Origin of the sequence: Sphingomonas lacunae, from assembly GCF_012979535.1 — a bacterium.
GTDB lineage: Bacteria > Pseudomonadota > Alphaproteobacteria > Sphingomonadales > Sphingomonadaceae > Sphingopyxis > Sphingopyxis lacunae.
The window spans coordinates 2,892,364-2,917,290 of record NZ_CP053015.1 but is presented as its reverse complement, the minus strand read 5'-3'; the positions used below and the strand labels follow the sequence as shown (position 1 = coordinate 2,917,290).

At 61.6% G+C, this 24,927-nt stretch carries 23 protein-coding genes; 13 read left to right on the top strand and 10 right to left on the bottom strand.

What is annotated here, in order from left to right; translation table 11 throughout:
* Positions 1-8: 8 nt before the first annotated feature.
* From bla to GV829_RS13920, 4 genes are all read right to left on the bottom strand, one after another.
* Positions 9-995, bottom strand: a complete 987-nt coding sequence (gene bla, locus GV829_RS13935; RefSeq protein ID WP_246202904.1) for a subclass B3 metallo-beta-lactamase — start codon at positions 993-995, stop codon at positions 9-11.
* Positions 996-1,046: 51 nt separating this feature from the next.
* Positions 1,047-3,386: a putative bifunctional diguanylate cyclase/phosphodiesterase gene (locus tag GV829_RS13930; RefSeq protein ID WP_169947612.1), complete on the bottom strand. Its 2,340-nt coding sequence runs from the start codon at positions 3,384-3,386 to the stop codon at positions 1,047-1,049.
* A 154-nt stretch (positions 3,387-3,540) separates the two neighbouring features.
* On the bottom strand, positions 3,541-4,248 hold the full coding sequence (locus GV829_RS13925; RefSeq protein ID WP_169947610.1) for an SDR family NAD(P)-dependent oxidoreductase: 708 nt from the start codon (positions 4,246-4,248) through the stop codon (positions 3,541-3,543).
* Positions 4,249-4,296: 48 nt separating this feature from the next.
* Positions 4,297-5,655: a methyl-accepting chemotaxis protein gene (locus tag GV829_RS13920; protein ID WP_169947608.1), complete on the bottom strand. Its 1,359-nt coding sequence runs from the start codon at positions 5,653-5,655 to the stop codon at positions 4,297-4,299.
* 221 nt (positions 5,656-5,876) lie between these two features.
* On the opposite strand from GV829_RS13920, the gene ald reads away from it, so the two are divergent.
* The 5 genes from ald (at position 5,877) to sdhA (ending at position 9,928) form a co-directional block, all read left to right on the top strand.
* Positions 5,877-6,992, top strand: a complete 1,116-nt coding sequence (ald, locus tag GV829_RS13915) for an alanine dehydrogenase (protein ID WP_169947606.1) — start codon at positions 5,877-5,879, stop codon at positions 6,990-6,992.
* 19 nt (positions 6,993-7,011) lie between these two features.
* Positions 7,012-7,221, top strand: coding sequence for a hypothetical protein (locus tag GV829_RS13910; protein ID WP_169947604.1), 210 nt, complete (start codon positions 7,012-7,014; stop codon positions 7,219-7,221).
* Between the two features lie 105 nt (positions 7,222-7,326).
* A complete protein-coding gene (gene sdhC / locus GV829_RS13905; protein ID WP_169947602.1) occupies positions 7,327-7,722 on the top strand; it encodes a succinate dehydrogenase, cytochrome b556 subunit in 396 nt (131 codons plus the stop codon).
* A 3-nt stretch (positions 7,723-7,725) separates the two neighbouring features.
* Positions 7,726-8,124, top strand: a complete 399-nt coding sequence (sdhD, locus tag GV829_RS13900; RefSeq protein ID WP_169947600.1) for a succinate dehydrogenase, hydrophobic membrane anchor protein — start codon at positions 7,726-7,728, stop codon at positions 8,122-8,124.
* Positions 8,111-9,928, top strand: a complete 1,818-nt coding sequence (gene sdhA / locus GV829_RS13895; protein WP_169947598.1) for a succinate dehydrogenase flavoprotein subunit — start codon at positions 8,111-8,113, stop codon at positions 9,926-9,928. Before sdhD ends, sdhA begins: the two co-directional genes overlap by 14 nt.
* Before the next feature lie 67 nt (positions 9,929-9,995).
* On the opposite strand, the gene GV829_RS13890 is transcribed toward sdhA, so the two are convergent.
* Positions 9,996-11,696 (bottom strand): amidohydrolase, encoded by a 1,701-nt coding sequence (locus GV829_RS13890; protein ID WP_246202902.1) that lies wholly within the window; start codon positions 11,694-11,696, stop codon positions 9,996-9,998.
* The gene (locus GV829_RS13885) at positions 11,693-12,559 is read right to left on the bottom strand and encodes an NAD(P)-dependent oxidoreductase (RefSeq protein WP_169948423.1); all 867 of its coding nucleotides are present in this window, start codon (positions 12,557-12,559) and stop codon (positions 11,693-11,695) included. The genes GV829_RS13890 and GV829_RS13885 overlap by 4 nt, the downstream gene beginning before the upstream one ends.
* Before the next feature lie 58 nt (positions 12,560-12,617).
* On the opposite strand from GV829_RS13885, the gene GV829_RS13880 reads away from it, so the two are divergent.
* The 4 genes from GV829_RS13880 to GV829_RS13865 all read left to right on the top strand — a co-directional run bounded on the left by GV829_RS13880 (position 12,618) and on the right by GV829_RS13865 (position 16,847).
* Positions 12,618-13,892: a threonine ammonia-lyase gene (locus tag GV829_RS13880; protein WP_169947596.1), complete on the top strand. Its 1,275-nt coding sequence runs from the start codon at positions 12,618-12,620 to the stop codon at positions 13,890-13,892.
* A 139-nt stretch (positions 13,893-14,031) separates the two neighbouring features.
* Positions 14,032-14,889, top strand: coding sequence for an arginyltransferase (locus GV829_RS13875; RefSeq protein WP_169948421.1), 858 nt, complete (start codon positions 14,032-14,034; stop codon positions 14,887-14,889).
* 81 nt (positions 14,890-14,970) lie between these two features.
* Positions 14,971-15,441 carry an OsmC family protein gene (locus GV829_RS13870; protein ID WP_169947594.1) on the top strand — a complete coding sequence of 157 codons (471 nt, stop codon included), beginning with the start codon at positions 14,971-14,973 and terminating at the stop codon, positions 15,439-15,441.
* A gap of 134 nt (positions 15,442-15,575) precedes the next feature.
* Positions 15,576-16,847, top strand: a complete 1,272-nt coding sequence (locus GV829_RS13865; protein WP_246202901.1) for a cell wall hydrolase — start codon at positions 15,576-15,578, stop codon at positions 16,845-16,847.
* A gap of 66 nt (positions 16,848-16,913) precedes the next feature.
* Here the strand turns inward: GV829_RS13865 and GV829_RS13860 are convergent, their stop codons facing one another.
* The 4 genes from GV829_RS13860 to GV829_RS13845 form a co-directional block, all read right to left on the bottom strand.
* Positions 16,914-18,593, bottom strand: coding sequence for an ATP-binding protein (locus tag GV829_RS13860; protein WP_169947592.1), 1,680 nt, complete (start codon positions 18,591-18,593; stop codon positions 16,914-16,916).
* Between the two features lie 100 nt (positions 18,594-18,693).
* Positions 18,694-19,491, bottom strand: coding sequence for a TIGR02186 family protein (locus GV829_RS13855; RefSeq protein WP_425505422.1), 798 nt, complete (start codon positions 19,489-19,491; stop codon positions 18,694-18,696).
* Positions 19,482-20,396, bottom strand: a complete 915-nt coding sequence (locus tag GV829_RS13850) for a sulfite exporter TauE/SafE family protein (RefSeq protein WP_169947590.1) — start codon at positions 20,394-20,396, stop codon at positions 19,482-19,484. Before GV829_RS13850 ends, GV829_RS13855 begins: the two co-directional genes overlap by 10 nt.
* Positions 20,397-20,479: 83 nt before the next feature.
* The gene (locus tag GV829_RS13845; RefSeq protein WP_169947588.1) at positions 20,480-20,881 is read right to left on the bottom strand and encodes a TlpA family protein disulfide reductase; all 402 of its coding nucleotides are present in this window, start codon (positions 20,879-20,881) and stop codon (positions 20,480-20,482) included.
* Between the two features lie 271 nt (positions 20,882-21,152).
* Between GV829_RS13845 and argH the strand changes: the two genes are divergently transcribed.
* From argH to GV829_RS13825, 4 genes are all read left to right on the top strand, one after another.
* Positions 21,153-22,532 (top strand): argininosuccinate lyase, encoded by a 1,380-nt coding sequence (gene argH / locus GV829_RS13840; RefSeq protein WP_169948415.1) that lies wholly within the window; start codon positions 21,153-21,155, stop codon positions 22,530-22,532.
* On the top strand, positions 22,529-22,777 hold the full coding sequence (locus GV829_RS13835) for a hypothetical protein (RefSeq protein ID WP_246202900.1): 249 nt from the start codon (positions 22,529-22,531) through the stop codon (positions 22,775-22,777). Before argH ends, GV829_RS13835 begins: the two co-directional genes overlap by 4 nt.
* 68 nt (positions 22,778-22,845) lie before the next feature.
* The gene (gene lysA, locus GV829_RS13830; RefSeq protein WP_169948410.1) at positions 22,846-24,108 is read left to right on the top strand and encodes a diaminopimelate decarboxylase; all 1,263 of its coding nucleotides are present in this window, start codon (positions 22,846-22,848) and stop codon (positions 24,106-24,108) included.
* A gap of 27 nt (positions 24,109-24,135) precedes the next feature.
* On the top strand, positions 24,136-24,900 hold the full coding sequence (locus tag GV829_RS13825) for a precorrin-2 dehydrogenase/sirohydrochlorin ferrochelatase family protein (protein ID WP_169947586.1): 765 nt from the start codon (positions 24,136-24,138) through the stop codon (positions 24,898-24,900).
* Positions 24,901-24,927 lie beyond the last annotated feature (27 nt).

The following is a 24,927-nucleotide window of genomic DNA, read 5'->3' as shown; positions in this document are numbered from 1 at the left end:
ATTCGCCCCTAGCCGCCGCTGCTTTCCCGCGCGAGCCGTGTGTCGAGCCGTACCCGCATCGACTCGACCAGGCGTCGGCATGCAGCCGGATCGACGAGGGGTTCGTTGCCGCTCAACCGGGCAAACAGGTTGCTGAAGGACGGATGTGGAGTGATCAGAACGTCGCACGGCATCGCTGCTACCCGGTCAAAGGTTGAACGAAAGGGTGCAACTCGTTCGGGATGATCGGCAAAGCGGTAATCGTCAGCCGACACGGCGGTCAGGCTGTCGACATAGGCAAAGGTGACGCAGTCGCCACTCTCACAGCTCCGCCAGGTCCAGCTGGTACCCCCGCTGGTGTGGCCCGGTGTCGGCACCGCGGTCAGCCGAATGCTGTCATTGTCGGGCGAGATGATTGTGCCATCGCTGACGATGCCGTGAACCGGCACCGGTCTCATGCCCGGGATAATCCCATACTGAGGGTCATCGGCATCCACCGTGCCGTTTTCCAGCGATGGTCGGGCAGCCTCGCTGGCCCACACCTGTGCCCCGGTTGCCGCCTTGAGAGCGGCAAAGCCGCCCATATGGTCGAGATGCTCATGGCTGCCGATGATGAAACGGATGTCGCGAGGGTCAAAACCAAGCGACCGGATGTTGGCCAGGATTGATGGCACCGCTTCCTCGGTTGCCCCGTCAATCAGCACATGGCCTTGCGGAGACGTCAGCAACAGAACCGCGATGCCACAGGTGCCGACGTAATAGGTGTTGCCGTGAATGCGAGCCGGTGGCGCCGCATCGGCCCAACCCTCCCGCCCGGCACAGGCATTGGCCAATTGGTGCCCCTGCGCCCGTGGGTCATCCGTTCGGTTGGGCACGCCGTTGACGGCTGTTTCAGGTGATGGCCGGGGTACAGGTGTCGCGGTGCAAGCGGCAAGGGTCATGACGAGGGCCGGGGCCAGCGCACGCGCCAAAGCGCCGACCCGCCGGCCCCTGCTCCATTTCGATTCGACGTTCATTGGCCGACCTTAACCGTGGCCATGGCGATTAGCCAGCACGCCAGCCGTGCTTCAGGCCGCCTTGATCTTTGGCCTTTCGCTGCGGCTCTTCAACCGTTCTTCATAGTCCGCCATTTCCATCATCCGGCGGTCGATGATCTCGACATCGGGGGCATGGCGCAGGTCGGACAGTTCCTCCCGCGCTACGGCATGGCTGAACAGGAAACCCTGCACCTCGTCACATCCCTGCGCCTTCAGCATCGTCATCTGCTCTTCGCGTTCAACCCCCTCAGCGGTGGTCTTCATGCCCAAGCTCGATGCAAGATTAACGACCGACCGCACAATGGCTTGGCAATCCTCGCGACTGTCGATTTCCGCAATGAAGCAACGATCGATCTTGATCTTGGTGAAGGGGAAGCTGCGCAGATAGTTGAGCGAGGAATAGCCCGTTCCGAAATCGTCGAGCGCGATGTTGACTCCCAGCCGCCGCAGCATGTGCAGCGTTTCGATATTGGCGTCGCTGTCCTGCATCAGCACCGTTTCGGTGATTTCGAAACAGATCCGCGCCGGGTCCACTGCATTGGCGGCGATAGCATGGGCTATGGTGCCGATCAGCGAGGAACTGCGCATCTGTGCCGGCGACAGATTGATCGATACCGTCAGCCTTTCGTCCCAAGTCGCCAAGTCGGCAATTGCCTGACGGATTACCCATTCGCCAATCTGGATGATCAGACCGGTATCTTCCGCCACTGGAATGAAGACATTGGGCATCACAATGCCGCGGTCCGGATGCTCCCAGCGGATCAATGCCTCGTGGCCGCTGATGTCGCCCGTCACGACGTCAACAAGCTGCTGATAGTGCAGGCGCATTTCTCCCTTGCCCAGCGCGCTGCGCAGGTCGAGTTCGATCAGGCGTCGGGCCTGTGCCGCCTCGTCCATGCCGCTTTCAAAGCGGATGGCGCGATTGCGGCCCAATGCTTTTGCGGAATAGAGGGCCAGATCGGCATTGCGCATCAACAGGTCGGTGTCGGATCCATGGTCAGGACCGACTGCGATGCCGATGCTGGTGCCGATGACCACGTCATGATCGCCCAGTGCAAAGGGCACCGAGAGCTTTTCGATGATGGTGGCAGCGATCGTATCAATCTGGTCGAGCCTCGATGCCGGCACCAGCACGGCGAATTCGTCGCCGCCCAGTCGCGCAACCAGCTCGGTGTCGCCAACGCAGGACTGGATCCGGCGTGCTGCTGCCTTGAGCAGCCGGTCACCGACCGGGTGACCCAGGGTGTCGTTGATCACCTTGAAATTGTCGAGGTCAAGACACATCAACCCGGCTACCCCGTCCTTCTGGTTCAGGCTGTGGTACAGGCTCTCGTTGAACAGGAACCGGTTGGGCAGGTCGGTCAATCCATCATAATGGGCCATGTAGCTGACCCGTTCTTCAGCGTGGCGCTGCGCGGTGATGTCGGTGCAGACACCGCGCCAGCCATCCTCTACAGGGCGCGCGCTGATACTCCACCAATGCTGGACCTGGCCGATGGTCAGCGACAGGATCAGGTGACGGAAGGCCCGCCCTTCCATGATATGCGCGGCCATCTGACCGCGTTCGATGCTGGGATCGAACAGCTTGATCCAGGATTTGCCAACCACTGTCTCGATCGGACGCTGGCAGGCCTGAGCCAGTCTTTGTTCCGGATTGCGGATGCAGCCGTCGCGGTCCAGCTCGAACAGCCAGTCGGAACCTTGCTCGGCAAAATCATTGAGTAACAGGGCGACGGTCGCGTTGGATTCCTCAAGCGCCCGTTCGCGGCGCGCGGCCATGTCAAACCGCTGCGCAGCGAGGCTGATCTGCGACGAGAGAAAGGCCGAATAACAGATCAGCAGCCCCAGTGCCGCCACACCCGACATGCTGTTGGTCATCAGGAAACTGACAGCCAATCCGGGGATGATCGACAACAGATACAGGCGTGCCGCGCGCGCCCTGGTGCGAAATGTTACCGTGCCGGCATTCATCATGCCTGCGGCCAATATGCCCAGGAACATCTGTTGCTCGGTAGTGGCAATAGTGAACAAGGCGCACAGCGACAGACCCCAAAGAGCCCCGAGCGACAGTGCCAGCAGATTGACCCGGCGCCTGACCATGTCGAGCGCCGGGCTGTCCGGCGTTACCTCGGCAAAATCACGCGCCGTTCGCGCGCGCCAGGCCAAAAGCATGGTCAGCGTCACCAGAACCGCGCCGATCACTAAAGGCGACACGCTGCTGATGAACAATGCCGAACAGATCAAGGCATTGATAATGTTGCCAGCCGCAGATGGCCGCAGATTGCCGAGATTTTCTTCGAGCTGGCGATGCAACAGCCAGCTTTCGTTTGAATCCCTGGCCCCGCCGACGCGAAGCGTGTCGATTTTCATTGTGCGGCCCCAAACGCATGTGATTCTTTGCAGGGGCTGCTTAAACTACAAATTGCTCAACAATTGATTAGGCGTAAATTATTGCTGCATTTCTGATGGTTATGAAAGAAAGTGAAGCATTTCCGCGCTTATCCGGCGCACATCGCCTGCCGAATTACCGAACATAACTTGCCCCGTTCACGTCGAGCACCGCACCGGTCATCGATGGCGGCGCGTCCAGCGCGCACCATCGCGCCATCTCCCCGACCTCGCCGGGCATGGCGACTCTGCCCAGCGGAATATCAGCCAGCAACTTGTCGCCGCCTCGGCTTGCCAGATAGTCATCTGCCATTCCGGTCATGGTGAAACCGGGGCAGATGGCAAAGGCAAGGATGCCTTCCTTGGCATAGGCGCGGGCAATCGTCTTGGTCATCGCCACCATGCCGGCCTTGGACGCGGCATAGTGCCAGTGCGCCGGGCTGTCGCCCCGATAGGCTGCACGGCTCGCGATGTTGACGATGCGTCCGCCGCTATTGTCACCGTCGCGGGCGCGCTCCTGCCAGTGCAGCACGGCGCGACGGCACAGTTCGGCGCTGGCGGTCAGGTTGATCTGCATGGTCCGGTTCCAGCCATCGGTCCACTCTGCCGCCGCGCCGTCGAGAGGGTTGGCCTCGAACACCCCGGCATTGTTGATCAGCACATCAATGCGACCGTCGAGCCGCGCCAAGGCATCGTCCCACACTCTCGCCGGCGTGCTGGGATCGGCCAGGTCGCCGTCCTTGCTCGACAGGGCGACAAGCCGGTTGCTAGGGGTTGAAAGGGCAGCCGCAATGGCCGCGCCGATGCCGCGCGACGCGCCAGTCAAAAGGATATGTGTCGTCATGCCCCCGCCATAGCGGGCAGCAGCGGTGCGGGCCAGTGGTTGAAACTGTCAGGCGACCTTGCGGGTGAATTCGCTGGTTGACCGGGCGAGGTTGCCCAAATTCTCATTGATGGTCTCAAATCCGGATTCCAAGGCATTGATTTCACTGACTACCTTGTCAGTGTCTTCCCGGATCGAAGCGATCGTGCCTGACATGGAATCAGCCGCCAGAGCGGTTTCGTCAACCGCCGCGGTGATGGTGGTGACGGTGTGCGCTTGCGTATCCATGGCATCGCGGATGCGCCCGGCCACGGCTTTCACTTCCTCCACCGTTTCGCGGATCGAACTGTTGGCGGACACGGTTGTGCGCGTCGCCGACTGGATGGCGGCAACCTTGCTGGCAATATCATCGGTGGCGCGCGCTGTCTGGTTGGCGAGGCTCTTGACCTCTTGCGCCACCACGGCAAAGCCGCGCCCGGCATCCCCCGCACGGGCTGCCTCGATCGTTGCGTTGAGCGCCAGCAGATTGGTCTGGCCCGCCACGTCGCGGATCAGGCCAAGGATCGATTCGATCGTTTCCGCATGGCCCGACAGCGCCATGGAAATGTCGAGCGCCGCGGTCGCCTGTTCGGAAGCCTTGTCGGCGATCACCGCGGCTTCGGCGACCTCTTGCCGCGTGGTGTCAATGGCGCGGATCAGTCCGGCGGCGGTGCGGGCTGCCTCGCGCATCGCGAGCGCCGACTGCTCGGCTGCGGCTGCCACTTCGGACGCCTTGCCCAGCATGTCGCGGGCGGCGCTCGCCGCTGCGCTGGTTTGCCCGCCCAATTGCGTGCCAACGGCAGAGGCGCCGAGCATGTCATTGGCTACCGTCGACTGAAATTGTTGCGCCAGCAATCGCCGTTCATCGGCCTGCACATGCTGGTCGAGCCGCGCCTTGTAGCTGTGCAATATGTCCGCCTCGAAAGATGCCATCACCATCACCGTTTCGGCCAGGTCAATGGCTCGGGCGGTGTCTTCGCCACAGGCTTCTAATATGCACTGGGCACCGGCAGCGTTCGATGCGGTCAGGCAGGCGATGATCGTGCCGATGTCCGACCCGGATGTCACAGCACGCCACGCAAACAGGCAACAGATGGTTGCCCATTCCTGCTCATCCGGGGCACCGAATTTGGCGTCAATATAGCGCCGGCCATCCTCGATATTCTTTTCGAGCACCGTGCCGGTCACCTGTGCTTCGGGCGGCACGCGGCTGTTATAGGTGTTCCAGAATGCCCGGATCAGGGTGTCCTCATGCCCGCGATAGACAGCGCGCACCCTGGCGCATCGTTCCCTCAGCCGACCGTCCTTGTCAAAGACGCCCATCTTCTCGGCAACTGCCAGTGGTGGCACGTCGGCCATGGTCAGCCTGCGGTAGGTGCTGCTCGGCATGGTCAAGCCCCATCGTCAACCAAAGTGTGTGTTTTGAGGGGCTTATCGCACCATGGTTAACAGGCTGTTAGAGCCGGCGCAGAAAGTGCGCCGCTTGACGTGTGCGGTAACTTTCCAACCGCACAGTGAAATATTATTTCTAGGCCAAGAGGGGCCGGGAGCGTGGTTGGCGTTCCCGTGCTGGTACGGGCGGGCCTTTGGCCGCAGCAGGAGAGACGGACATGATCATCGGATGCCCCCGCGAGATCAAAAATCACGAATATCGGGTCGGCCTGACGCCGGAGAGCGCGCGTGAACTGACCGCCCATGGCCATGTTGTCCTGATCGAGAGCGGGGCGGGGCAGGGCATTGGTGCGACCGATGATCATTATCGCGCTGCCGGCGCCCGTATCGTTGACATGGCAACGGCCATTTTTGCCGAGGCGGAAATGATCGTGAAGGTCAAGGAGCCGCAACCGGTCGAACGCGCCATGCTGCGTTCCGGGCAGATCCTGTACACATATCTTCATCTCGCCCCCGATCCTGAGCAAACCAGGGATTTGCAGGCCTCCGGCGTGATCGGCATTGCTTATGAAACCGTCACCGGGCGGCAGGGCGGGCTGCCATTGCTCAAACCCATGAGCCAGGTGGCCGGCCGCATGTCCATCCAGGCCGGCGCGACCGCGCTGGAAAAGGCGCATGGTGGGCGCGGCGTCCTGCTCGGCGGCGTGCCGGGCGTTGCGCCGGGCAAGGTGACCGTCATTGGCGGCGGGGTTGTCGGCTTCAACGCTGCCCAGATGGCGGTTGGCCTCGGCGCCGATGTGACCATCCTTGATCGTGACCCGGAGGTCCTCGAACGACTCGGCATCCATTTCGAATCGCGCGCGAAAACCCGCTTTTCCAACAAGGCCAATCTGGCCGAATGCGTGGCGGAGGCGGATCTTGTCATCGGCGCGGTGCTGATTCCCGGCGCCGCCGCCCCGCATCTTGTCACGCGGGACATGCTGGGCACGATGAAGCCGGGCAGCGTGCTCGTCGATGTCGCCATCGATCAGGGTGGCTGTTTTGAAACATCGCACCCGACCACCCACGCAGAGCCGACCTTTGTCGTCGATGGGATCGTCCATTATTGCGTGGCCAATATGCCCGGCGCGGTCGCCCGCACCTCCACCTATGCGCTGAACAATGTCACCTTGCCGCACGCATTGCGCATTGCCGGCATGGGGTGGAAAGCGGCACTCAATGCTGATCCCTGTCTTGCGGCGGGACTCAATGTGTGGAACGGTCACATCACCTGCCAGCCGGTGGCAGAGGCGCTCGACTTGCCGCACCTGCCGGTGGCGCAGGCTTTGGCTTGAGATTGCGAGAGACAGTGCAATGACCTCCCCCCAGGACGACATCCCCGAATCTGCCGAAACCGAAGAGAATGAAGTGCTGCGCGAGGCGCGGCGCGTTCGGGAACAAAAGGAAAGGGCTGAAGCCAAAGGCAAGCTGGGCTGGAAGGCCGGCGCCGCTGCCGCGATAGGTGTCGGCTCGGCGGCGCTGATCGCCGCCTTGCTCTATGCCAACCGCGACCGAAAAGACTGATCGGTTTTTTTGCCCTGTCGTTTGCGACAGGCTGGTTGCATCCCCTCGCTTTCTCGTTAAAGCGAGCCGCATTGATTGTGGTTCAGAAGGGGGTTCAACCTCGTCATGGCTTTTGCTGGCAAACGTCCCATCTCTCCGCACCTGCAGGTCTATAAATGGGGCCCGCACATGGCGGTCTCCATCTTCCACCGCATTTCGGGTGACGGCGCCGCCATTGTTGGCGGCCTTCTGTTCCTCAGCTGGCTGGGCTGCGCCGCCGCTGGCAAGGAAGCCTATGACGCCTTCCTTGGCCATTTGGGCAGCTGGTATGGTTTGGTTGTGCTGATCGGCATCACCTGGGCTTTTGCCAACCATGCCTGCTCTGGCATCCGCCACCTGTTGCTCGACACGGGCGCCGGTTATGAGCTGAAAGCCAACCGCGCCTGGTCGATCGTCAGCCTCGCCGGCGGCGTGCTGATCACCGCGCTGATCTGGCTGTTCATTTTCTACGGGAGGCTCTGATCCATGGGTAACGGCACCCGTCTCGGCCGTGTTCGCGGACTAGGTTCCGCGCACAGCGGTACACATCATTTCACCTTGTCGCGCGTCACTGCCATTGCCAATCTGGCGCTGCTGGTTTGGCTGTTGATCAGCCTGCTTTCGGGCAGCGCGGGCAGCCATGACGCGATGGTCCGCTGGCTGGCCTCACCATTCGCCGCTGTGCCGCTGGCGCTGCTGGCGATCAGCGCCTTCACCCACATGCGCCTGGGCCTGACCGTGTTGATCGAGGATTATGTGCACGGCGAAGCGACCAAGCTTGCCTCTCTCCTGCTCCTCACCTTCTTCACCTGGGGCGGCCTCATCTTCGCCCTCTTCTGTATTGCCAAGATCGCTTTGGGAGCGCCCGTCAATGTCGGCCAGTGAAGCAGCCCCCGCCTACAAGATCATCGACCATGTCTATGACACGGTTGTCGTCGGAGCCGGTGGCTCCGGTTTGCGCGCCACCATGGGCAGCGCCGAAGCCGGCCTGAAAACCGCCTGCATCACCAAGGTGTTCCCGACCCGCTCGCACACTGTGGCGGCTCAGGGCGGCATCGCCGCGTCGCTGTGCAACAACACGCCGGACCACTGGACCTGGCACATGTACGACACCGTCAAGGGGTCGGACTGGCTGGGTGACCAGGACGCCATCGAATATATGGTGCGGGAAGCGCCGCAGGCGGTTTACGAGCTGGAACATGCCGGCGTGCCGTTCAGCCGCAATGCCGATGGCACCATCTACCAGCGTCCGTTCGGCGGTCACATGCAGAATATGGGCGAAGGCCCGCCGGTACAGCGCACCTGCGCCGCCGCCGACCGTACCGGCCACGCCATGCTTCACGCTCTCTACCAGCAGAGCCTGAAATATGACGCGGACTTCTTCATCGAATATTTCGCGCTCGACCTGATCATGGTCGACGGGGAATGCCGTGGCGTCATCGCCATGTGCATGGAGGATGGCTCGATCCACCGGTTCAAGAGCCACGCCGTCGTGCTGGCGACCGGCGGTTATGGCCGCGCCTATTACACCGCGACCTCCGCCCACACCTGCACCGGTGACGGCGGCGGCATGGTCCTGCGCGCTGGGCTCCCGCTTCAGGACATGGAATTTGTCCAGTTCCACCCGACCGGCATCTATGGCGCCGGCGTCCTCATTACCGAAGGCGCGCGTGGGGAGGGCGGTTATCTGACCAACTCCGAAGGCGAGCGTTTCATGGAACGCTATGCGCCGTCGGCCAAGGATCTTGCCAGCCGTGACGTCGTGTCGCGTTCGATGGCGCTGGAAATGCGCGAAGGCCGCGGCGTTGGTCCCGATGGCGACCATATCTACCTGCACCTTGACCATATCGATGCCAAGGTGCTGGCCGAACGCCTGCCCGGCATCACCGAAAGCGGCAAAATTTTCGCCGGTGTTGACCTGACCCGCCAGCCGCTGCCGGTGACACCAACCGTCCATTACAATATGGGTGGCATTCCCTGTAACTATCATGGCGAAGTCGTCACGCTGAAGGACGGCAATCCTGAGCATGTCATCCCCGGCCTGTTCGCCGTGGGTGAAGCTGCCTGCGTCTCGGTCCATGGCGCCAACCGCCTTGGTTCCAACTCGCTGATCGACCTTGTCGTGTTCGGCCGCGCCACCGGCCACCGCCTCAAGGAACTGATCAAGCCCGGCACCCCGCACAAGCCGATGCCCAAGGATTCAGCCGACTTCGCGCTGCAACGCCTCGATCATTTCCGCTTCGCCAACGGCGGTTCGCCTACCGCCGAAGTCCGCGTAGAAATGCAGAAGACGATGCAAAAGCATTGCGCCGTGTTCCGCGACACTGCGCTGCTTGACGAGGGCAAGGACCTGCTGGGCAAGACCTACGCCAAGATGCAGGACATCCGCGTCAGCGACCGCTCGCTGATCTGGAACACCGACCTCATCGAGACGCTTGAGCTCGACAACCTCATCAGCCAGGCCAGCGTCACCATGCATTCGGCGGCGAACCGCAAGGAAAGCCGCGGCGCCCACGCGCATGAGGACTTCCCCGACCGCAACGACGCCAACTGGATGAAGCACACCGTCAGCTGGTTCGACGGCTGGGGCGGCAAGGGCGGCGAAGTCAAACTCGACTACCGCCCCGTCCACGAATATACCCTCTCCGACGAGGTAGAGTATATCAAGCCCAAGGCGCGGGTGTATTGAACGTCGCCCTCAATGCCATCTTTCAGGGGGCCGGAGCGATCCGGCCCCTTGTGTTTTGGGGGAACCCTCAGAGGCTCTCTCTTGGGTCCCCGGTTGAGGCATCGTTCGTCCCGCTGCGCACCCACACCGGCCGCCCGCCAACCCATGTCTCCGCGACCCGGGCGCCACGCACGTCGCTCGGGCTCGCAAGCGTCACATCCTTGTCGAGCAGGATGAAATCGGCCCGCATCCCCGGCATCAGCGTGCCGATCCGGTCCTCGGCAAAGCCGGCATAGGCCGCGCTGCGGGTGAAGCCGTCGAGCGCCGCGATACGGTTGACCGCCTCCTCCGGCCGCCATCCGCCGAACGGCTGGCCCTGTGCATCCTCCCGGGTAAAGGCGGTGGCGAGGCCGGCGAACGGGTCAGGGCTTTCGACCGGGAAGTCGCTGCCAAAGGCCAGTCGCGATCCGGTCCCTGCAATCGTCCGCCAGGCATAGGCTCCGCCCAACCGGTCTGGTCCCAGCCGCGCTTCGGCCATCAGCCTGTCGCTGGTCTGGTGCACCGGCTGCATGCTGGCGATGATGCCATGCTGGCCGAACCGGGCGATGTCAGGCAGGTCAACGATCTGGGCATGTTCGATCCGCCAGCGCCGGTCGCCGGGAAAGCTGGCCGCGACATCATCGATCGCGGCCAGCAGCTCGCCATTCGCGGCGTCACCGATGGCATGGACCGCCACCTGAAATCCGTCCATCGTTGCACGCACCATGAAGTTGCGCAGCTGCGACTGGCTCAGCATTGGCAGGCCGGTGATCGTTGGCGCATCGCTATAGGGAGCTTTGAGCCACGCGCCGCGCGAGCCCAGCGCGCCGTCGAGCACCAGTTTGACCCCAACCATGCGCAGCCGGTCCTCATAGAGCCATGGCGTCGGCCCCGGCCCGGCGATCAGCGCCATGGCGTCGGTCCCGGCGGCGTAGCTGATGATCCGGACATTCAACCGACCGCCATCTCCCGCCCTGCGGAACGCCTGCCAATCCTCCATGCTCGTGCCCATGTCGGCCACAGTGGTGATGCCGGATTCGAGCAGCCTTTGTTGGGCCAGCGCCAGTGCCCTGTCACGGTCGCGGGCCAGCGGCTGTGGCACATGGCGCGCGATCAGATCGCTTGCGGCATCGACAAATATGCCGCTTGGTCGTCCACCAACGGTCTCAATCCGCCCACCACTGGGTGAACGGGTGGAGGCGGTGATACTGGCCGCCCGCATGGCCGCGCTGTTCGCCCATCCGGCATGGCCATCGACCCGTTCCAGCCATACCGGCTTGTCGGCCACCACAGCGTCAATGTCGGCAGCGGTGGGAAAGCGGCCGAGGGCCCAGCTTTCCTGATTCCATCCCCGGCCGATGATCCACGGCAATTCGGGATTGGCGGCGGCATAGGCGCGGATGGCTTCCTGTGCCTCCGCCAGGCTGCGCGTCTGTGAAAGATCGAGCGTCATCAGCTGGAAACCCAGGCCCATCACATGTCCGTGCGCGTCGATCAGCCCGGGCATCAGCACCTGACCGCGCCCGTCTTTGCGGAAATCGGGCCGATCCGGGCGCCGGTCTCCCGGCCGCAGCAATTGTTCAACCCGGCCGTCATCGCCGATGATAATGGCGTTGAACCGCTGCACGTCGCCATTGGCCGTCAGCGTCAGGCCATCGACATTGTCGATCAGCGTTTCGGCGACGGCTGGAGTGGGCAGCCATGCCAAGGCCAGGGCCGCCAGACAGGTGCGCATTGTGGGCGTCATCATTTCGGCAACCTCTTCACCAGAACACTGGTATCCTGCCGTCCGGCACCCATCGCCTGCAATTCGGCATAAAATTGGTCGATGATCGCGGCAATCGGCAGGCTGGCCCCATTGGCGCGCGCCTCATCAATGGCGAGGCCCAGGTCCTTGCGCATCCAGTCAACGGCAAAACCGAAATCAAACTCGTCCTTCGCCATGCTGTGCCAGCGATTGTCCATCTGCCAGCTACCCGCCGCGCCGCCGCTGATTGCCTCATAGACCTTGTCGAGGTCGAGCCGCGCCGCCTCGGCAAAGCGCAATGCTTCGGACAGGCTCTGGATGATGCCGGCAAAGGCGATCTGGTTCGCCATCTTGGTTGTCTGCCCTGCGCCCGCCCTCCCAATGTGGACAATCCGCCGCGAATAGGCGGTCATCAGCGGCGTCGCAGCCTCGATTGCCGCCTTTTTGCCACCACACATCAGCGTCAGTGTGCCATTTTCCGCTCCAGCCTGTCCCCCGGTCACCGGCGCGTCGACCACCATCAATCCACGCGAGTCCGCCTCCACCGACAATTGCCGGGCGATCTTGGCGGATACGGTGGTGTGGTCGATATACAGTGCGCCCTTGGCCATTGTGCGAAATGCACCATCGCGGCCCAATGTGATGCTGGCCAAGTCATCGTCGGTACCAACGCAACTGATGACCGCATCGGCCCCTTCCGCCGCCGCGGCGGGGCTGCTCGCCACGGTGCCGCCATGGGCCGTGACCCATGCGTCGGCTTTGGCCCGGCTGCGGTTGAACACGATCATTTCATGCCCAGCCTTGGCCAGGTGACGGGCGATGGGGCCGCCCATGGTGCCCAGTCCGATAAAAGCTAATCTTGCCATGCCATCGGCATAACGGCGGTTTGCGTGCCGCGCCAGATGGGATAGAGGCGGATGCGTCATGACAGATAGCTCACCTCTTTCGACCTTGGTGCCCGGCTCGCCTGTTGCACCGGGCGGCTCGCCCCTTTTGACTTTGGATGATGTCCGCGCCGCGCGGGAGCGCATCGGCGATGCCGTGCTCCACACGCCGACAACGATCAGCCGCACCCTGTCCGCCATGGTCGGTGCGAACGTCTTTCTGAAGTTCGAAAATCTTCAGTTTACGGCGGCCTACAAGGAACGGGGCGCTCTCAACACGCTGTTGATGATGGACAAGGAGCAGCGCGAAAGGGGTGTCATCGCCGCCAGTGCCGGTAATCATGCGCAAGGGCTGGCCTATCATGGCGCCCGCCTGGGTGTGCCGGTCACCATCGTCATGCCCCAGACTACCCCGCAGGTGAAAGTCTATCAGACCGCAAGCCATGGCGCGGAAATCGTCCTGCATGGCGAGAAATATGATGATGCCTACGCGCATGCCCGCGAACTGGAACAGGAACGGGGGCTGACCTTTGTCCATCCCTTTGATGATCCCCGTATCGCCGCAGGGCAGGGCACGGTCGCGCTGGAAATGCTCGAAGATCAGCCAGAGATTGATACGCTGATCATTCCGATCGGCGGAGGCGGGCTCTTCTCCGGTATGGGTACAGCGGCCCGGGGGTTGCGACCGGACATCCGTCTTATTGGCGTGCAGGCAGAGCTTTATCCGTCAATGTATGCCCGTCTGAACCACGTCGACATGCCGTGCGAAGGCGATACTTTGGCCGAAGGCATCGCCGTCAAGCAGCCGGGTGAGTTTACCAGCGGTGTTGTCGCCAAACTCGCCGACGACATTGTGCTTGTCGCCGAACGTCATCTTGAACGGGCGGTCAGCCTGTTGCTGCAAATCGAAAAAACGGTGGTCGAAGGGGCGGGGGCTGCCGGCTTCGCTGCGCTCTTGGCCCATGGTGACCGGTTCAAGGGCCGCAATGTCGGCCTCGTTCTATGTGGTGGCAACATCGACACCCGGCTGCTCGCCAATGTGCTGCTGCGTGATCTCGCCCGGTCTGGACGACTTGCCCGCCTGCGTATCCGTTTGCAGGACCGGCCCGGCGCCTTGTTCAATGTCATGAGCGTTTTCAACAGCCTGCAGGTGAATATCGTCGAGATTTATCATCAGCGCATTTTCACCACCTTGCCGGCAAAGGGGCTGATCACCGACATTGAATGCGAATTGCGAGACAGGGACCATCTCGATTCACTGGTGTCCGCGCTTCGCAAGGCGGGTTATCAGGTAACGATGGTGGAACTGGCCTGACGTGCTGGCTGTTCCGTTCTGAATCACCTGTCGATCAACTCACATTTCCGTGGTTAACAGGCTTTAATTGAATCGGACCTCTTGCCATAGTGCTCGCAACGCCTTCTCGGCGGACCCGTTGCAAAAGGCCCGTTTTTCAGTGACCGCACCGTTCCGCTTCCCACGATTCTTTGTCACGAGCCCGAGCCCGTGTCCCTATCTGCCGGGACGCAGCGAACGTAAGGTGTTCACCGAACTGACCGGCAGCAATGCTGCGCAACTCAATGACGCGTTGGGCCGGATCGGCTTTCGTCGCAGCCAGAATGTTGCCTATAGGCCCAGTTGCCTGGGCTGCACCGCCTGTGTTTCGGTGCGCGTTGCGGCAGGGGAATTCAAACCCAGCAGTTCCCAAAAGCGGACGCTAAAGGCCCATGCCGATCTGATCGTCGAAGCGCGGGCGCCCTGGGCCACCGAAGAACAATATGAACTTCTCACCCGTTACCTCGCATCACGCCATCCCACAGGTGGAATGGCCGATATGAGCGAGGAAGATTTTGCCGGCATGGTCGAACATTCACCGGTTGAAAGCTGCGTTGTCGAATATCGCGAACCCAATCCGGATGGCTCGGCCGGGCGACTGGTCGGTGCCTGCCTTACTGATCGTCAGGGTGATGGCCTGTCGATGGTCTATAGTTTCTTCGAAACGAACGACAGCGGACGCAAGGGGCTTGGTACCTTCATCATCCTCGACCATATCGTTCGCGCCGCCCGCGCCGGTCTGCCATATGTCTATCTCGGTTATTGGATCGAAGGGTCCGACCGCATGGGCTACAAGACCCGCTTCCAGCCGCTGGAACGCCTGGGCCCGGACGGATGGGCCCGCATGGCCCCGGTGCAAAGGACCGGTGGTAACGCGACCGTAAGGGCCGAACCGGCAAAGGAAGCCGAGGCCGCCGCATCCATCTATGCCGAAACCCGCCGGGCCGAAGAAGAATTCGCCGCACTGGGCCAGATCTGAAGGTGGCAAGATTGACCGGCCGCACTGGCTTTGCTCGGCATGAACTGGCAGTCAGGCAGCTTGTCTGATACGGGTTGCAGCATGGCCCGCATACACCGTTACTCACTCACCCTCGACTGGACTGGCAACCGTGGCAACGGGACCAGCGGCTATCGCGATTATGATCGCGGCCATCGCCTGTCGGCGGCTGGCAAGCTGCCCATTGCCGGCAGCAGCGATCCGGCATTCCTCGGCGATGCCGCGGCATGGAATCCTGAGGAATTGCTGGTGGCATCCTTGGTGGCTTGCCACCAGCTCTGGTTCCTGCATCTCGCCGCTGAGGCGGGCGTCATCGTTACTGCCTACCGTGACGAGCCGCTTGGCGAAATGACAGAAGCCGCCGATGGCGGCGGGCAATTCACCCGCGTCATTCTCAGACCCTGTGTCGATGTCGATGGCGTGGTCGAATGGGACGTGATCACTGCGCTCCATGAACGGGCGCATCAGCTCTGTTTCATTGCCCGTTCTGTCAACTTTCCGGTGCTTTGCGAAGCGCGTCAGGCCGCGACCTGACGGTGACGTGACTGTCCCGCAGCGGGGCGAAAAGGTTCACGTTGGCGATTTGGACATAAATGCGTGCCATTGTCGCAGGGCCTTGCCGCATGATTCGGGCAAGCCACAGGAAAGTGGGTTCAGAACAGGCGCGCATGACCGCAGCAATTCATCCGGATGACTGGGCTTCTGGCAAAGCCGCTGACGGGCGAACCGCGCGCCCATTTGGTCGCCCGCCGCGATCTGGTGGCCGGGTGCACCGTTCGCGCCGCTGGCTGTTGTTGGGCGGGATGGCGTTGGTACCTGCTTTGTTGCTGGGATCACATCAGCTTTGGGGCAATCCCTTTTCCCCGGAACCCTATTCCGTGTCAGTGCCGGTGACACTCAAACCCTATGATGCGCAGCTATGGTCGCTTGTCAATGCAACCAGCTTTGACGCGGCCCGGGAAATTGCGCCCGATTTGCCGGATCCGACTGCATTGCCGACCGTTGCCGAACTGGCGGGCGGGGACGGCGAAGCGGCTCTGCCACCCGCCAATGCCGCCGCCATGCGGATGGAGGCCTATGTTGGTCCGCCGCCGACCCGCTATGTGTTTCGCGGCGCAACCGCCACTGATACCGCCCGTGCGCATTATTGTCTCACTGCAGCTCTGTATTATGAGGCTGCGAGTGAATCTGATGACGGAATGCGTGCTGTTGCGCAGGTTGTGCTCAACCGTGTTCGCCATCCCAGCTTTCCTGGCAGCGTTTGTGGTGTGGTGTTCCAGGGCTCGCAACGGCCTCTGGTCTGCCAGTTTACCTTTGCCTGCGACGGCGCGATGGCCCGCTCGCCGAGCCGGACCAACTGGTCCAGAGCCAGCCGTATTGCAGCTGAAGCCCTCGCCGGACGGACTTTTCCGGCAGTTGGTGTGGCTACCCATTATCACACCACGGCCATTTGGCCGTCTTGGGGGCGGTCGCTGGCTATGACGAACATTGTCGGCGCCCACATCTTTCACCGCTGGCGTGGTCGATATGGGACGCCTGCCGCTTTCTCCCGGCCATATTCGGGGCGGGAACCGGCGCCGGGCCCCTATTTGCCGATTGCTGCCCAGCTGGCTGCCAGGGCCGGCCGCAACGTGCCTTCGGCCGTCGTTCCTGGCACTGTCGCAGCAGGCGTGACGCCTGCCATGCCGGCTGGTGCGCCCGCCGGTGCGCCTGATGCGGCGACGGTGGCCGCGATCAATGCGGCGCGCAACGTGCCAGTGGCCGGGACCGCGGCTACAGCTGCAGCACCCGTGCCCGCGCCGATCAATACGCCCGGCTTTTCGCAGCCGCCGGTTCCGGTCGCCGCACAGCCCGCGCCCAGCTATGCCGACCCGCGGCTCAACCGTTCCGGCACCGTGCGCGAAGAATGGCGCGACAGTGGCACCAATATCCGGCGCTAACTATCTGAAATGATGTAATTATCTGAAGAGGTAGAGGCGCCGTGGCCGCTCTACCTGGGCGTCTACTTACCGTCCTTGGCTCCGCCAACGCCGGACAATGCGATCAACAATTTCCGGCTCTCCACCCGATTCACGCCACAATTCGGAGAACAGCGGATCGGTCGACGCGGGTCGTTTGTCCGGCTCCAGATTGTCGAGCATCACCCGAATCGGAATCGCCACGCCTTCTCCGCAGATCACACATTCGCGATTGCGCAGTGCCGCAATGGACTCGACAAAGCCCCGCGACCCTTCCGGCATTGCTGCCTTGACGAAATTCTGGTCGCGCTCATTGTTGAGCCGCATGGAAATGATAGTGCCGCACTGCGACAGCACGCCTTCTGCCAGATCCGACGGTCGCTGTGTGATCAGGCCGAGCGAAACACCGTATTTGCGGCCTTCCTTGGCGATACGTGACAAAATGCGTCCAACAGAAGACGTATCGGCATTGCGTTCATTCGGAACATAGCGGTGCGCCTCCTCGCAAACGAGAAGGATCGGTCGCTGCGGCTCGTCTCGTGACCAAATGGCATAATCAAAGACCATTCGGGCAAGCACTGCAACAACGACGCGGACGACATCAGAAGGGACGCCGGAAACGTCGACGATCGAAATGGGGCGTCCGTCGGTCGGCAGGCGGAATATCTTCTGGAGGAACGAGGTCATTGTGTCGCCAACCAGCATGCCAGAGAACATGAAGTTGTAGCGAGGATCAGCCCGCAATTCCTCGATCTTGCTCTTGAGCCGCTGAAACGGTGCTGTTGAAGTGGACTTGTCCAACTTGCCCATCTCATTCTGGATTATGCCGAGCAGATCCGAGAGCAGATAGGGAACTGGGGAATCTATTGTCAGTTTGGAAATGCCTTCGGCATGCTTGTTCTTGGCACGCGCAGCCAGCAGGCAACGGGACAAAATGTCACAATCGATCTGCCGATCCTTGCCTTCTGACGTAACGAATATTTCGCAATGCTCTTCGAAATTGAGCAGCCAATAGGGCATGGCAAGATTGTCAACGTCGAAGATCGCGCCCTGATTGCGAAAGGCCGCCGAATATTCTCCGTGCGGATCGATCATGACCACATGGCCTTGAGGCGCGGTTTCGATGATGCGATGCAGGATCAGTGCCGCGCTCGTCGATTTACCGGTGCCGGTAGAACCGAGCAGGGCAAAATGTTTGCCAAGCAATGGGTCAATATAGAGCGCTGCCCTCGTGTCCTTTGTCGGATAGATTGTTCCGATTTCCACATGGCTGCGATTGTCCGCAGCATAAATCTGTTTGAGGTCACTGGATGTCGCCGCATAGACCGGGCTGCCGGGGATCGGAAAGCGGGTGACGCCACGACGGAAATTGTTGATTTTGCCTGTGAGAACTTCTTCGTCGCCTTCGCCGAGGAAATCCACTGTCGCAACGATCAAGGCATGGTCGCGCGGATGCAGTTTCTGATTTCGGATGCCGGCTACAAGCCAGGTGTTGCCAACCCGTATCTTGATCTGGCTTCCCACTTGGCCGGCCATCGAAACGGCTGAATCCTGACTGGTCGATAAATGATGCAATGCCTCGGCACTCAAAAGGACTGCCGACGAAGAACCCGCTATGTCCATGACCTCGCCGATACGAAGCCGTTCCGTGCTGGCAGTTCTGGCTTCCGCCAGATGGGTCAGTGCCTCTGCACTAGGGGCAGCTTGTGGGGCAGATTGAGAGTCCATGCGTCATCACTCATTTGGCCATTGGTCCGGATGCCTATGCTCAAGGCTGTCCCGCAGCAGGCTTAATAGCTTGGTGACGTTAACAAGTGGCTATTGTGGTTTATCGCTGTCGAAACACATAACCAGCACCCAGGCCAAGTCCGAGCGATAGCGCAACAGCGGCAAGCCCATACAATATGCCATAATTTTCCGCTGCATCTGCAACAAACCGATCAAAGCCGGTCTTGCGGATGTCTATCTCCCGGGCCGCAACTGCGAGCACGCGGCCTTTGGACACAAGATATGTCTCCGCCGTGTATCTGCCAACAGGCACCTGGGCCGGGATGGCGAGGGCTGCCCGATACAGAACCCCATTGCTGATTTCCACGGATCCAAAATTTTCCGCGTAAAGGGTGCGGCGCCGTTGCAAGTCAATCAGCCCACGCTCAAAGGTTCTGAGCTGTTGCTCATTCTCGAAATTTGCCGGGGATAGTGAGAGGTTTTCGAGACCCAGCTCGTATATAGCCGCTGTTCGCTCATCCATCATCTGATTGATCGGTCTGGATGCAGCAATCGCGTAATATCCGGGGGCGGTCGCAAATCTCACGCTCTGGGCATTGACCCAGATACCCGCAATGCGTTGCTTTTCCCTCAATCGGATCGCTTCGGTTGGTCCTTTGATGACAACCACGATGTCGGCGCGCTCGTCCGGTGCTCTCCCGTCAGGATAGACGATGGCGCCGAACAGCAGAAGTTCCTCTCCTGTAAAGCTGTATTTGATGTCAATTGCGCGGCTAGAGACATCGGGGACAAGCACCGGGTCTCTGGATTGAGGAAGCGCCGAAGTGGACGCAGCCATCGCCAACAAGCATGCAGCCCCTTTCACGGCGAGCAGGACTGGGCGGAACATCACAGCCATTGGATCGAGTAAATCTCGCTTGGCCGCCAGGCCAGTCCTATGGCCATTTGCGTCGCGACAAGCAGAACGATGATCGCGAGCCCCAACCGAAGTCTGGCGGGGTTTGCCTTCATCGCGAATCTTGCGCCAAATTGGGCTCCGACAACCCCACCTGCCAGCAGGAGTAACGCCAGTACAATGTCCACCGCTCTTGTCGTAACGCTGTGGATCATCGTCGTGGCAATGGTTGTGAAAAGTATCTGGAACAAAGATGTGCCGACTACAACCTGCGCTCCCATGCCCAGAATATAGAGCATGGCTGGCACCATTATGAAACCGCCGCCTACACCCAACAGCATTGTCATAATGCCGGTAATGATCCCAAGGATTAGCGGTGCGAGCGGTGACATATACAGGCCAGATTTGTAAAAGCGCCATCGGAAAGGCAGCATCAGCACCAAGGGATGGTGGCGGCGCTTGCGGACTTGCGGCCGAAAACCCGTTCGCTCTGCTTTCAAGGTGTCGAGAGATTCGCGAAGCATCATCGCACCAATCGATCCCAACAGAACCAAATATAAGATGGAAATGACCGTATCGATCTGGCCCTTGGATTCCAGCCATTCAAACAGGGCGGCGCCGATTATGGACCCTAGAACGCCACCGGCAACCAGTACGGCTCCCAAGTGCATGTCAACTGCATCGCGCCTCCAATGCGCCAGCATGCCAGAGACACTGGAGCCGGTTACCTGGGTGGCGGCGCTGGCAGCTGCTACGGTTGGGGGAATGCCATAGAAAATGAGCAATGGTGTGGTGAGAAAGCCCCCGCCGACGCCGAACATGCCAGACAGAACGCCCACCATGCCACCCAAGGCAATGATGACGAAAATGTTCACTGACATGTTTGCGACAGGCAGATAGAGGTCCATTCGCCACTTCCGCTAGATTATGACCGATAAGTCAACCTCTGCAGCGCGCCTGTCTGTTGACTGGCCCGTGATCTCGCATGGCTTCAAGCCGGGAAACCGGCTTTGGCAAGCAATTCTGATGCCTCGGGGCCGTTCCAGTCCAATGGGCCTATTACACGGCCCACTTCCTCGCCTTCGCGATCGTAGATGATGGTGGTGGGCAAGGCTCCGCCAGTGGCAATGCTGAGCTCATTCTCCGGATCGTGCCAGGGTTGGACATGACTTAACGACCTTTCCCGCAAGAAGGCTTGCGGGCCAGAGGGATCGCTGCCGATATCCTGAGACAGAACCACTACTTGCGCAGCATCGCCGGCTCGGACGGCAACGGCTTCCAGTGTCGGAAGTTCTTCGATGCAGGGCGCACACCAAGTTGCCCAGAGGTTGAGCAGGATCGGCTTTCCCTTCAGCGTTGTGAGATATTTCCTGCTGCCATCGGGCGCGAGCATGTCGAGCGCAGGGATGGGTGATCCCGCCGAGCTCAAGTCGATCCTGTACCGTTGCGGACCCGAGCTATTCTGGCTGTCATTCTTTGGCGTGGCCGAGTTTTCCTTGGGTTGCGGCTCGGGCGCCTTTTCCCTATCGCACCCGGCCAGAAGCATGCTGGCAGCGAGTGCGATGCCGGCGGCCCTCAATTGGCGAACGATGCCCGGGACAGGGCGTCTGGCGGGAATGGACAGGATCATGGACGGCAACGGACAATCTCCAGCCAAGAGCGGGATGTGGGGTGGCCGCTTTGCGGAAGGCCCCGCGGCGGTCATGCGTGAAATAAATGCGTCTATCCCCTTCGACAAGCGGCTTTGGCAACAGGATATCGCCGGCAGTCGCGCGCATGTGGCGATGCTTGGTCAGCAGGGGATATTGTCGTCCGAGGATGTCGCGGCGATCGATGCCGGGCTGGTACAGGTCGAAGCCGAGTTCGCTGAGCAGGGAGTGCCGGTGGATCTGTCGCTTGAAGACATTCACATGACAGTTGAAAGCCGGCTGGCCGAGCTGATCGGGCCGGTGGCGGGGCGGTTGCACACCGCGCGCAGCCGGAACGACCAAGTTGCCACTGATTTCCGTCTGTGGGTTCGTGATGCGATCGATCAGGTAGATACCCAGTTAGAGCGACTTTTGCGCATTCTGGTGGACCGGGCCGGGGAGCATGTGGCGAGCATCATGCCGGGGTTCACCCATTTGCAGGTGGCCCAACCGGTCACCCTCGGCCACCATTTAATGGCCTATTTTGAGATGTTTAATCGTGACCGGTCGCGTTTTGCCGATGCCAGGGCGCGTTTGAACCGATGCCCGCTGGGTGCCGCGGCACTGGCCGGAACCGGATTTGACACTGATCGTTTCGTTACAGCAACGATGCTTGGTTTCGATGGCCCCACCGACAATAGCCTGGACAGTGTGTCTGACCGCGATTTCGCTCTGGATTATCTGTCCGCCGCCAGCCAGTGCGCGCTGCACCTGTCGCGACTGGCCGAGGAATTTGTCATCTGGGCGAGCCAGCCCTTTGGTTTCGTGGCCTTGCCGGACGCCTATTCGACCGGCAGTTCGATCATGCCGCAAAAGCGCAACCCGGACGCGGCGGAACTGGTCCGTGGCCATAGCGGCCGGATCATCGGCTGTTTCACATCCCTCATGATCACGATGAAGGGGCTGCCGCTGGCCTATTCCAAGGACATGCAGGACGACAAGCCGCCGGTTTTTGAAGCGCATGACCTGCTGGAGCTTTGCCTGACAGCGATGACCGGCATGATCGAAACGGCCACATTCCGGACCGAACGGATGCGGGCCGCAGCCGCCACCGGTTTCAGCACCGCGACCGACCTGGCCGACTGGCTGGTCCGTGAGCGCAATGTACCCTTCCGCGAGGCCCACCATATCGTCGGCGCGGCGGTGAAGGCGGCAGAAGCCGAGGGATGCGATCTGCCTGACCTGCCCCTCGCCACAGCAAAGGCGATTGACGAACGCCTTGACGCGGAGGTTTTGGCGGCGCTGACTGTTGAGGCATCGGTTGCCAGCCGGACCAGCCATGGCGGGACCGCGCCGGTGCGGGTGAGCGAGCGGATTGATGCCGCCCGGGCCATGCTGGAAGGAGGCGGGCGATGAGGATGGTAACAAAGCTGATGCTTGGCACCGCGCTGGTCGCGGCACTCACCGGCTGTGGTCGTCGCGCTGATCTGACCTATCCGTCCGGCGCGCCGGGTCCGGCAGTGCCGACTGGCGAAACGCGCGCCCCGACACCCGCTGAGTTGATGACGCCATCCCCACAGGCACGACCAATGCGTAGTGACGAATTGCTCAAACGGTCCGAGGAGCGGCAGACCGACGAATTTGATCTGCCACCTTCCTGATAGCCGGATATGGCCCGGCCTGATTGCCGGGTGACTGACCTGATTATTTGAGCAAAGAAGTTGAAATCATGGATCATTTCAATCTGATCGACGGCGAATTGCACTGCGAGAATGTGTCGCTGCGCACCATCGCCGATGCCGTCGGAACACCTGTCTATGTCTATTCGCGCGCGACGCTGGAACGCCATGCCGATGCGTTCAAGGCAGGCGTTGCCCAGGCCGGTGACGTGCACGTCGCCTTTGCGATCAAGGCCAATCCCAACCTGGCCGTGCTCAACGTTCTTGCCAAACGCGGGCTGGGCGCTGACGTAGTATCCGAGGGTGAGATGGTGCGCGCCCTGGCGGCGGGTGTGCCGCCGGAAGAGATTGTCTTTTCAGGTGTTGGCAAGTCCAAGCGTGAAATGGTTGCAGCCCTGGACGCGGGGATCGGCCAGTTCAACATCGAGTCCGAAATCGAGGGCGCGGAGTTGTCGGCGATTGCCGTCGCGCGCGGACAGAAAGCGGTCTGCACCCTGCGCATCAATCCTGATGTCGATGCCCGCACCCATGCCAAGATTTCAACCGGCAAATCGGAGAATAAATTCGGCGTGCCGATCAGCGATGCACTGGCGATTTATGGCCGTCTCGCGGCATTGCCGGGCCTCAAGTTGCGCGGCGTGGCGCTGCACATTGGCAGCCAGTTGCTGACACTGGACCCGCTTGAGGCGGCGTTCGACAAGGTCGGTGTGCTGGTCCAGGAATTGCGCGCCGCCGGTCATGAGGTGACCCATGTGGACCTCGGCGGTGGGTTGGGTGTCAAGTACAAGGCGGCTGACGACCCCCGAATGCCTGAGGAATATGGCGCGATGGTCGCCCGCATCACTGGCAACTGGGGCGTGACGCTGATGTTCGAACCGGGTCGGGTGATCGCCGCCAATGCCGGCGTGCTGGTGACCGAGGTGATCCGGGTCAAGCCGGGCGTGGAAAATCCGTTCGTCATTGTTGATGCCGCGATGAATGATCTGGCGCGGCCCGCGTTGTATGACGCCTGGCACGATTTTGAGGCTGTGCAGCCGTCGGGCGAGCGGATGGTTGCCAATGTCGTCGGTCCGGTCTGCGAGACAGGCGATACCTTTGCCATGGCGCGGGATATTGATGTGGTGGCTGCCGGTGACCTTGCCATCTTCAGGTCCGCCGGCGCCTATGGGGCGACCATGGCGAGTTTCTATAACAGCCGGGCGATGGTGCCCGAGGTGATGGTCGATGGTGACCAGTGGGCGATTGTCGCCGACCGGATTCCGGCCGCAGCAACGGTAGCGGCCGAACGTGTGCCGGACTTCCTCAATGACTGACGATTTGACGTCAGCGGGGCAGCGCTGATGCACAGCCTGCCGCTGTTTGTCAGGCTGTCAGGCCGGCCGGTTATTCTTGTCGGCGAAGGTGAGGCCGCTGATGCCAAGCGGCGGTTGCTTGACCGGGCCGGCGCCCGCATCGTTGGCGAAGAGGATGGCGAGGCAGCGCTGGCGGTTGTCGCGCTCGACGGTGACGCCGCGCGAGCCGCCGCGGACCGGCTGAAAGCGCGCGGCCTGCTGGTCAATGTCGTCGACCGGCCCGAACTGTGTGATTTTACCACGCCGGCGATTGTGGAACGGGGTCCGGTGATCATCGCCATCGGCACGGGCGGCGCCTCGGCTGGCCTCGCCAAGACGCTGCGCCAGCGGCTGGAGGCCCTGCTGCCAGCCGGCCTTGGTTCCATCGCTGAAGGTTTGAGCCAATTGCGGGGAGAGATGCGGCGGCGCTGGCCCGATGGCGGTGACCGTCGGCGGGCGATTGATGCGGCGCTGGCCGAAGGAGGAGCGCTGGACCCCTTTGCTGACCATGGCAAGGGCGTGGTTGACCGTTGGCTGGTCGAGGCAGGTGAACCACCGGCAGGGCAATTGGTAGTGGTGCAGCTTGCCAGCGGCGACCCTGATGACTTGACCCTGCGCGTGGCCCGCTTGCTGGGCCGTGCCGATGCGCTGTGGCACCGGGGCAATGTGCCTGACGCCATATTGAACCGCGCCCGCGCCGATGCCGAGCGGCATGTCGCCGATGCGCTGCCGCCGCCGCCTGCCAGCGGCCTTGCGGTCTGGCTGGAGCTGTAAGCGAGGAAAGCGCGGAAAACAGGCACC

Bases quoted from the DNA above. Each gene is read 5' to 3' on its own strand.
- bla (WP_246202904.1), bottom strand. From the start codon at position 995: ATGAACGTCGAATCGAAATGGAGCAGGGGCCGGCGGGTCGGCGCTTTG.
- GV829_RS13930 (WP_169947612.1), bottom strand. From the start codon at position 3,386: ATGAAAATCGACACGCTTCGCGTCGGCGGGGCCAGGGATTCAAACGAA.
- GV829_RS13925 (WP_169947610.1), bottom strand. From the start codon at position 4,248: ATGACGACACATATCCTTTTGACTGGCGCGTCGCGCGGCATCGGCGCG.
- GV829_RS13920 (WP_169947608.1), bottom strand. From the start codon at position 5,655: ATGCCGAGCAGCACCTACCGCAGGCTGACCATGGCCGACGTGCCACCA.
- ald (WP_169947606.1), top strand. From the start codon at position 5,877: ATGATCATCGGATGCCCCCGCGAGATCAAAAATCACGAATATCGGGTC.
- GV829_RS13910 (WP_169947604.1), top strand. From the start codon at position 7,012: ATGACCTCCCCCCAGGACGACATCCCCGAATCTGCCGAAACCGAAGAG.
- sdhC (WP_169947602.1), top strand. From the start codon at position 7,327: ATGGCTTTTGCTGGCAAACGTCCCATCTCTCCGCACCTGCAGGTCTAT.
- sdhD (WP_169947600.1), top strand. From the start codon at position 7,726: ATGGGTAACGGCACCCGTCTCGGCCGTGTTCGCGGACTAGGTTCCGCG.
- sdhA (WP_169947598.1), top strand. From the start codon at position 8,111: ATGTCGGCCAGTGAAGCAGCCCCCGCCTACAAGATCATCGACCATGTC.
- GV829_RS13890 (WP_246202902.1), bottom strand. From the start codon at position 11,696: ATGATGACGCCCACAATGCGCACCTGTCTGGCGGCCCTGGCCTTGGCA.
- GV829_RS13885 (WP_169948423.1), bottom strand. From the start codon at position 12,559: ATGGCAAGATTAGCTTTTATCGGACTGGGCACCATGGGCGGCCCCATC.
- GV829_RS13880 (WP_169947596.1), top strand. From the start codon at position 12,618: ATGACAGATAGCTCACCTCTTTCGACCTTGGTGCCCGGCTCGCCTGTT.
- GV829_RS13870 (WP_169947594.1), top strand. From the start codon at position 14,971: ATGGCCCGCATACACCGTTACTCACTCACCCTCGACTGGACTGGCAAC.
- GV829_RS13865 (WP_246202901.1), top strand. From the start codon at position 15,576: ATGACCGCAGCAATTCATCCGGATGACTGGGCTTCTGGCAAAGCCGCT.
- GV829_RS13860 (WP_169947592.1), bottom strand. From the start codon at position 18,593: ATGGACTCTCAATCTGCCCCACAAGCTGCCCCTAGTGCAGAGGCACTG.
- GV829_RS13855 (WP_425505422.1), bottom strand. From the start codon at position 19,491: ATGGCTGTGATGTTCCGCCCAGTCCTGCTCGCCGTGAAAGGGGCTGCA.
- GV829_RS13850 (WP_169947590.1), bottom strand. From the start codon at position 20,396: ATGGACCTCTATCTGCCTGTCGCAAACATGTCAGTGAACATTTTCGTC.
- GV829_RS13845 (WP_169947588.1), bottom strand. From the start codon at position 20,881: ATGCTCGCGCCCGATGGCAGCAGGAAATATCTCACAACGCTGAAGGGA.
- argH (WP_169948415.1), top strand. From the start codon at position 21,153: ATGTGGGGTGGCCGCTTTGCGGAAGGCCCCGCGGCGGTCATGCGTGAA.
- GV829_RS13835 (WP_246202900.1), top strand. From the start codon at position 22,529: ATGAGGATGGTAACAAAGCTGATGCTTGGCACCGCGCTGGTCGCGGCA.
- lysA (WP_169948410.1), top strand. From the start codon at position 22,846: ATGGATCATTTCAATCTGATCGACGGCGAATTGCACTGCGAGAATGTG.
- GV829_RS13825 (WP_169947586.1), top strand. From the start codon at position 24,136: ATGCACAGCCTGCCGCTGTTTGTCAGGCTGTCAGGCCGGCCGGTTATT.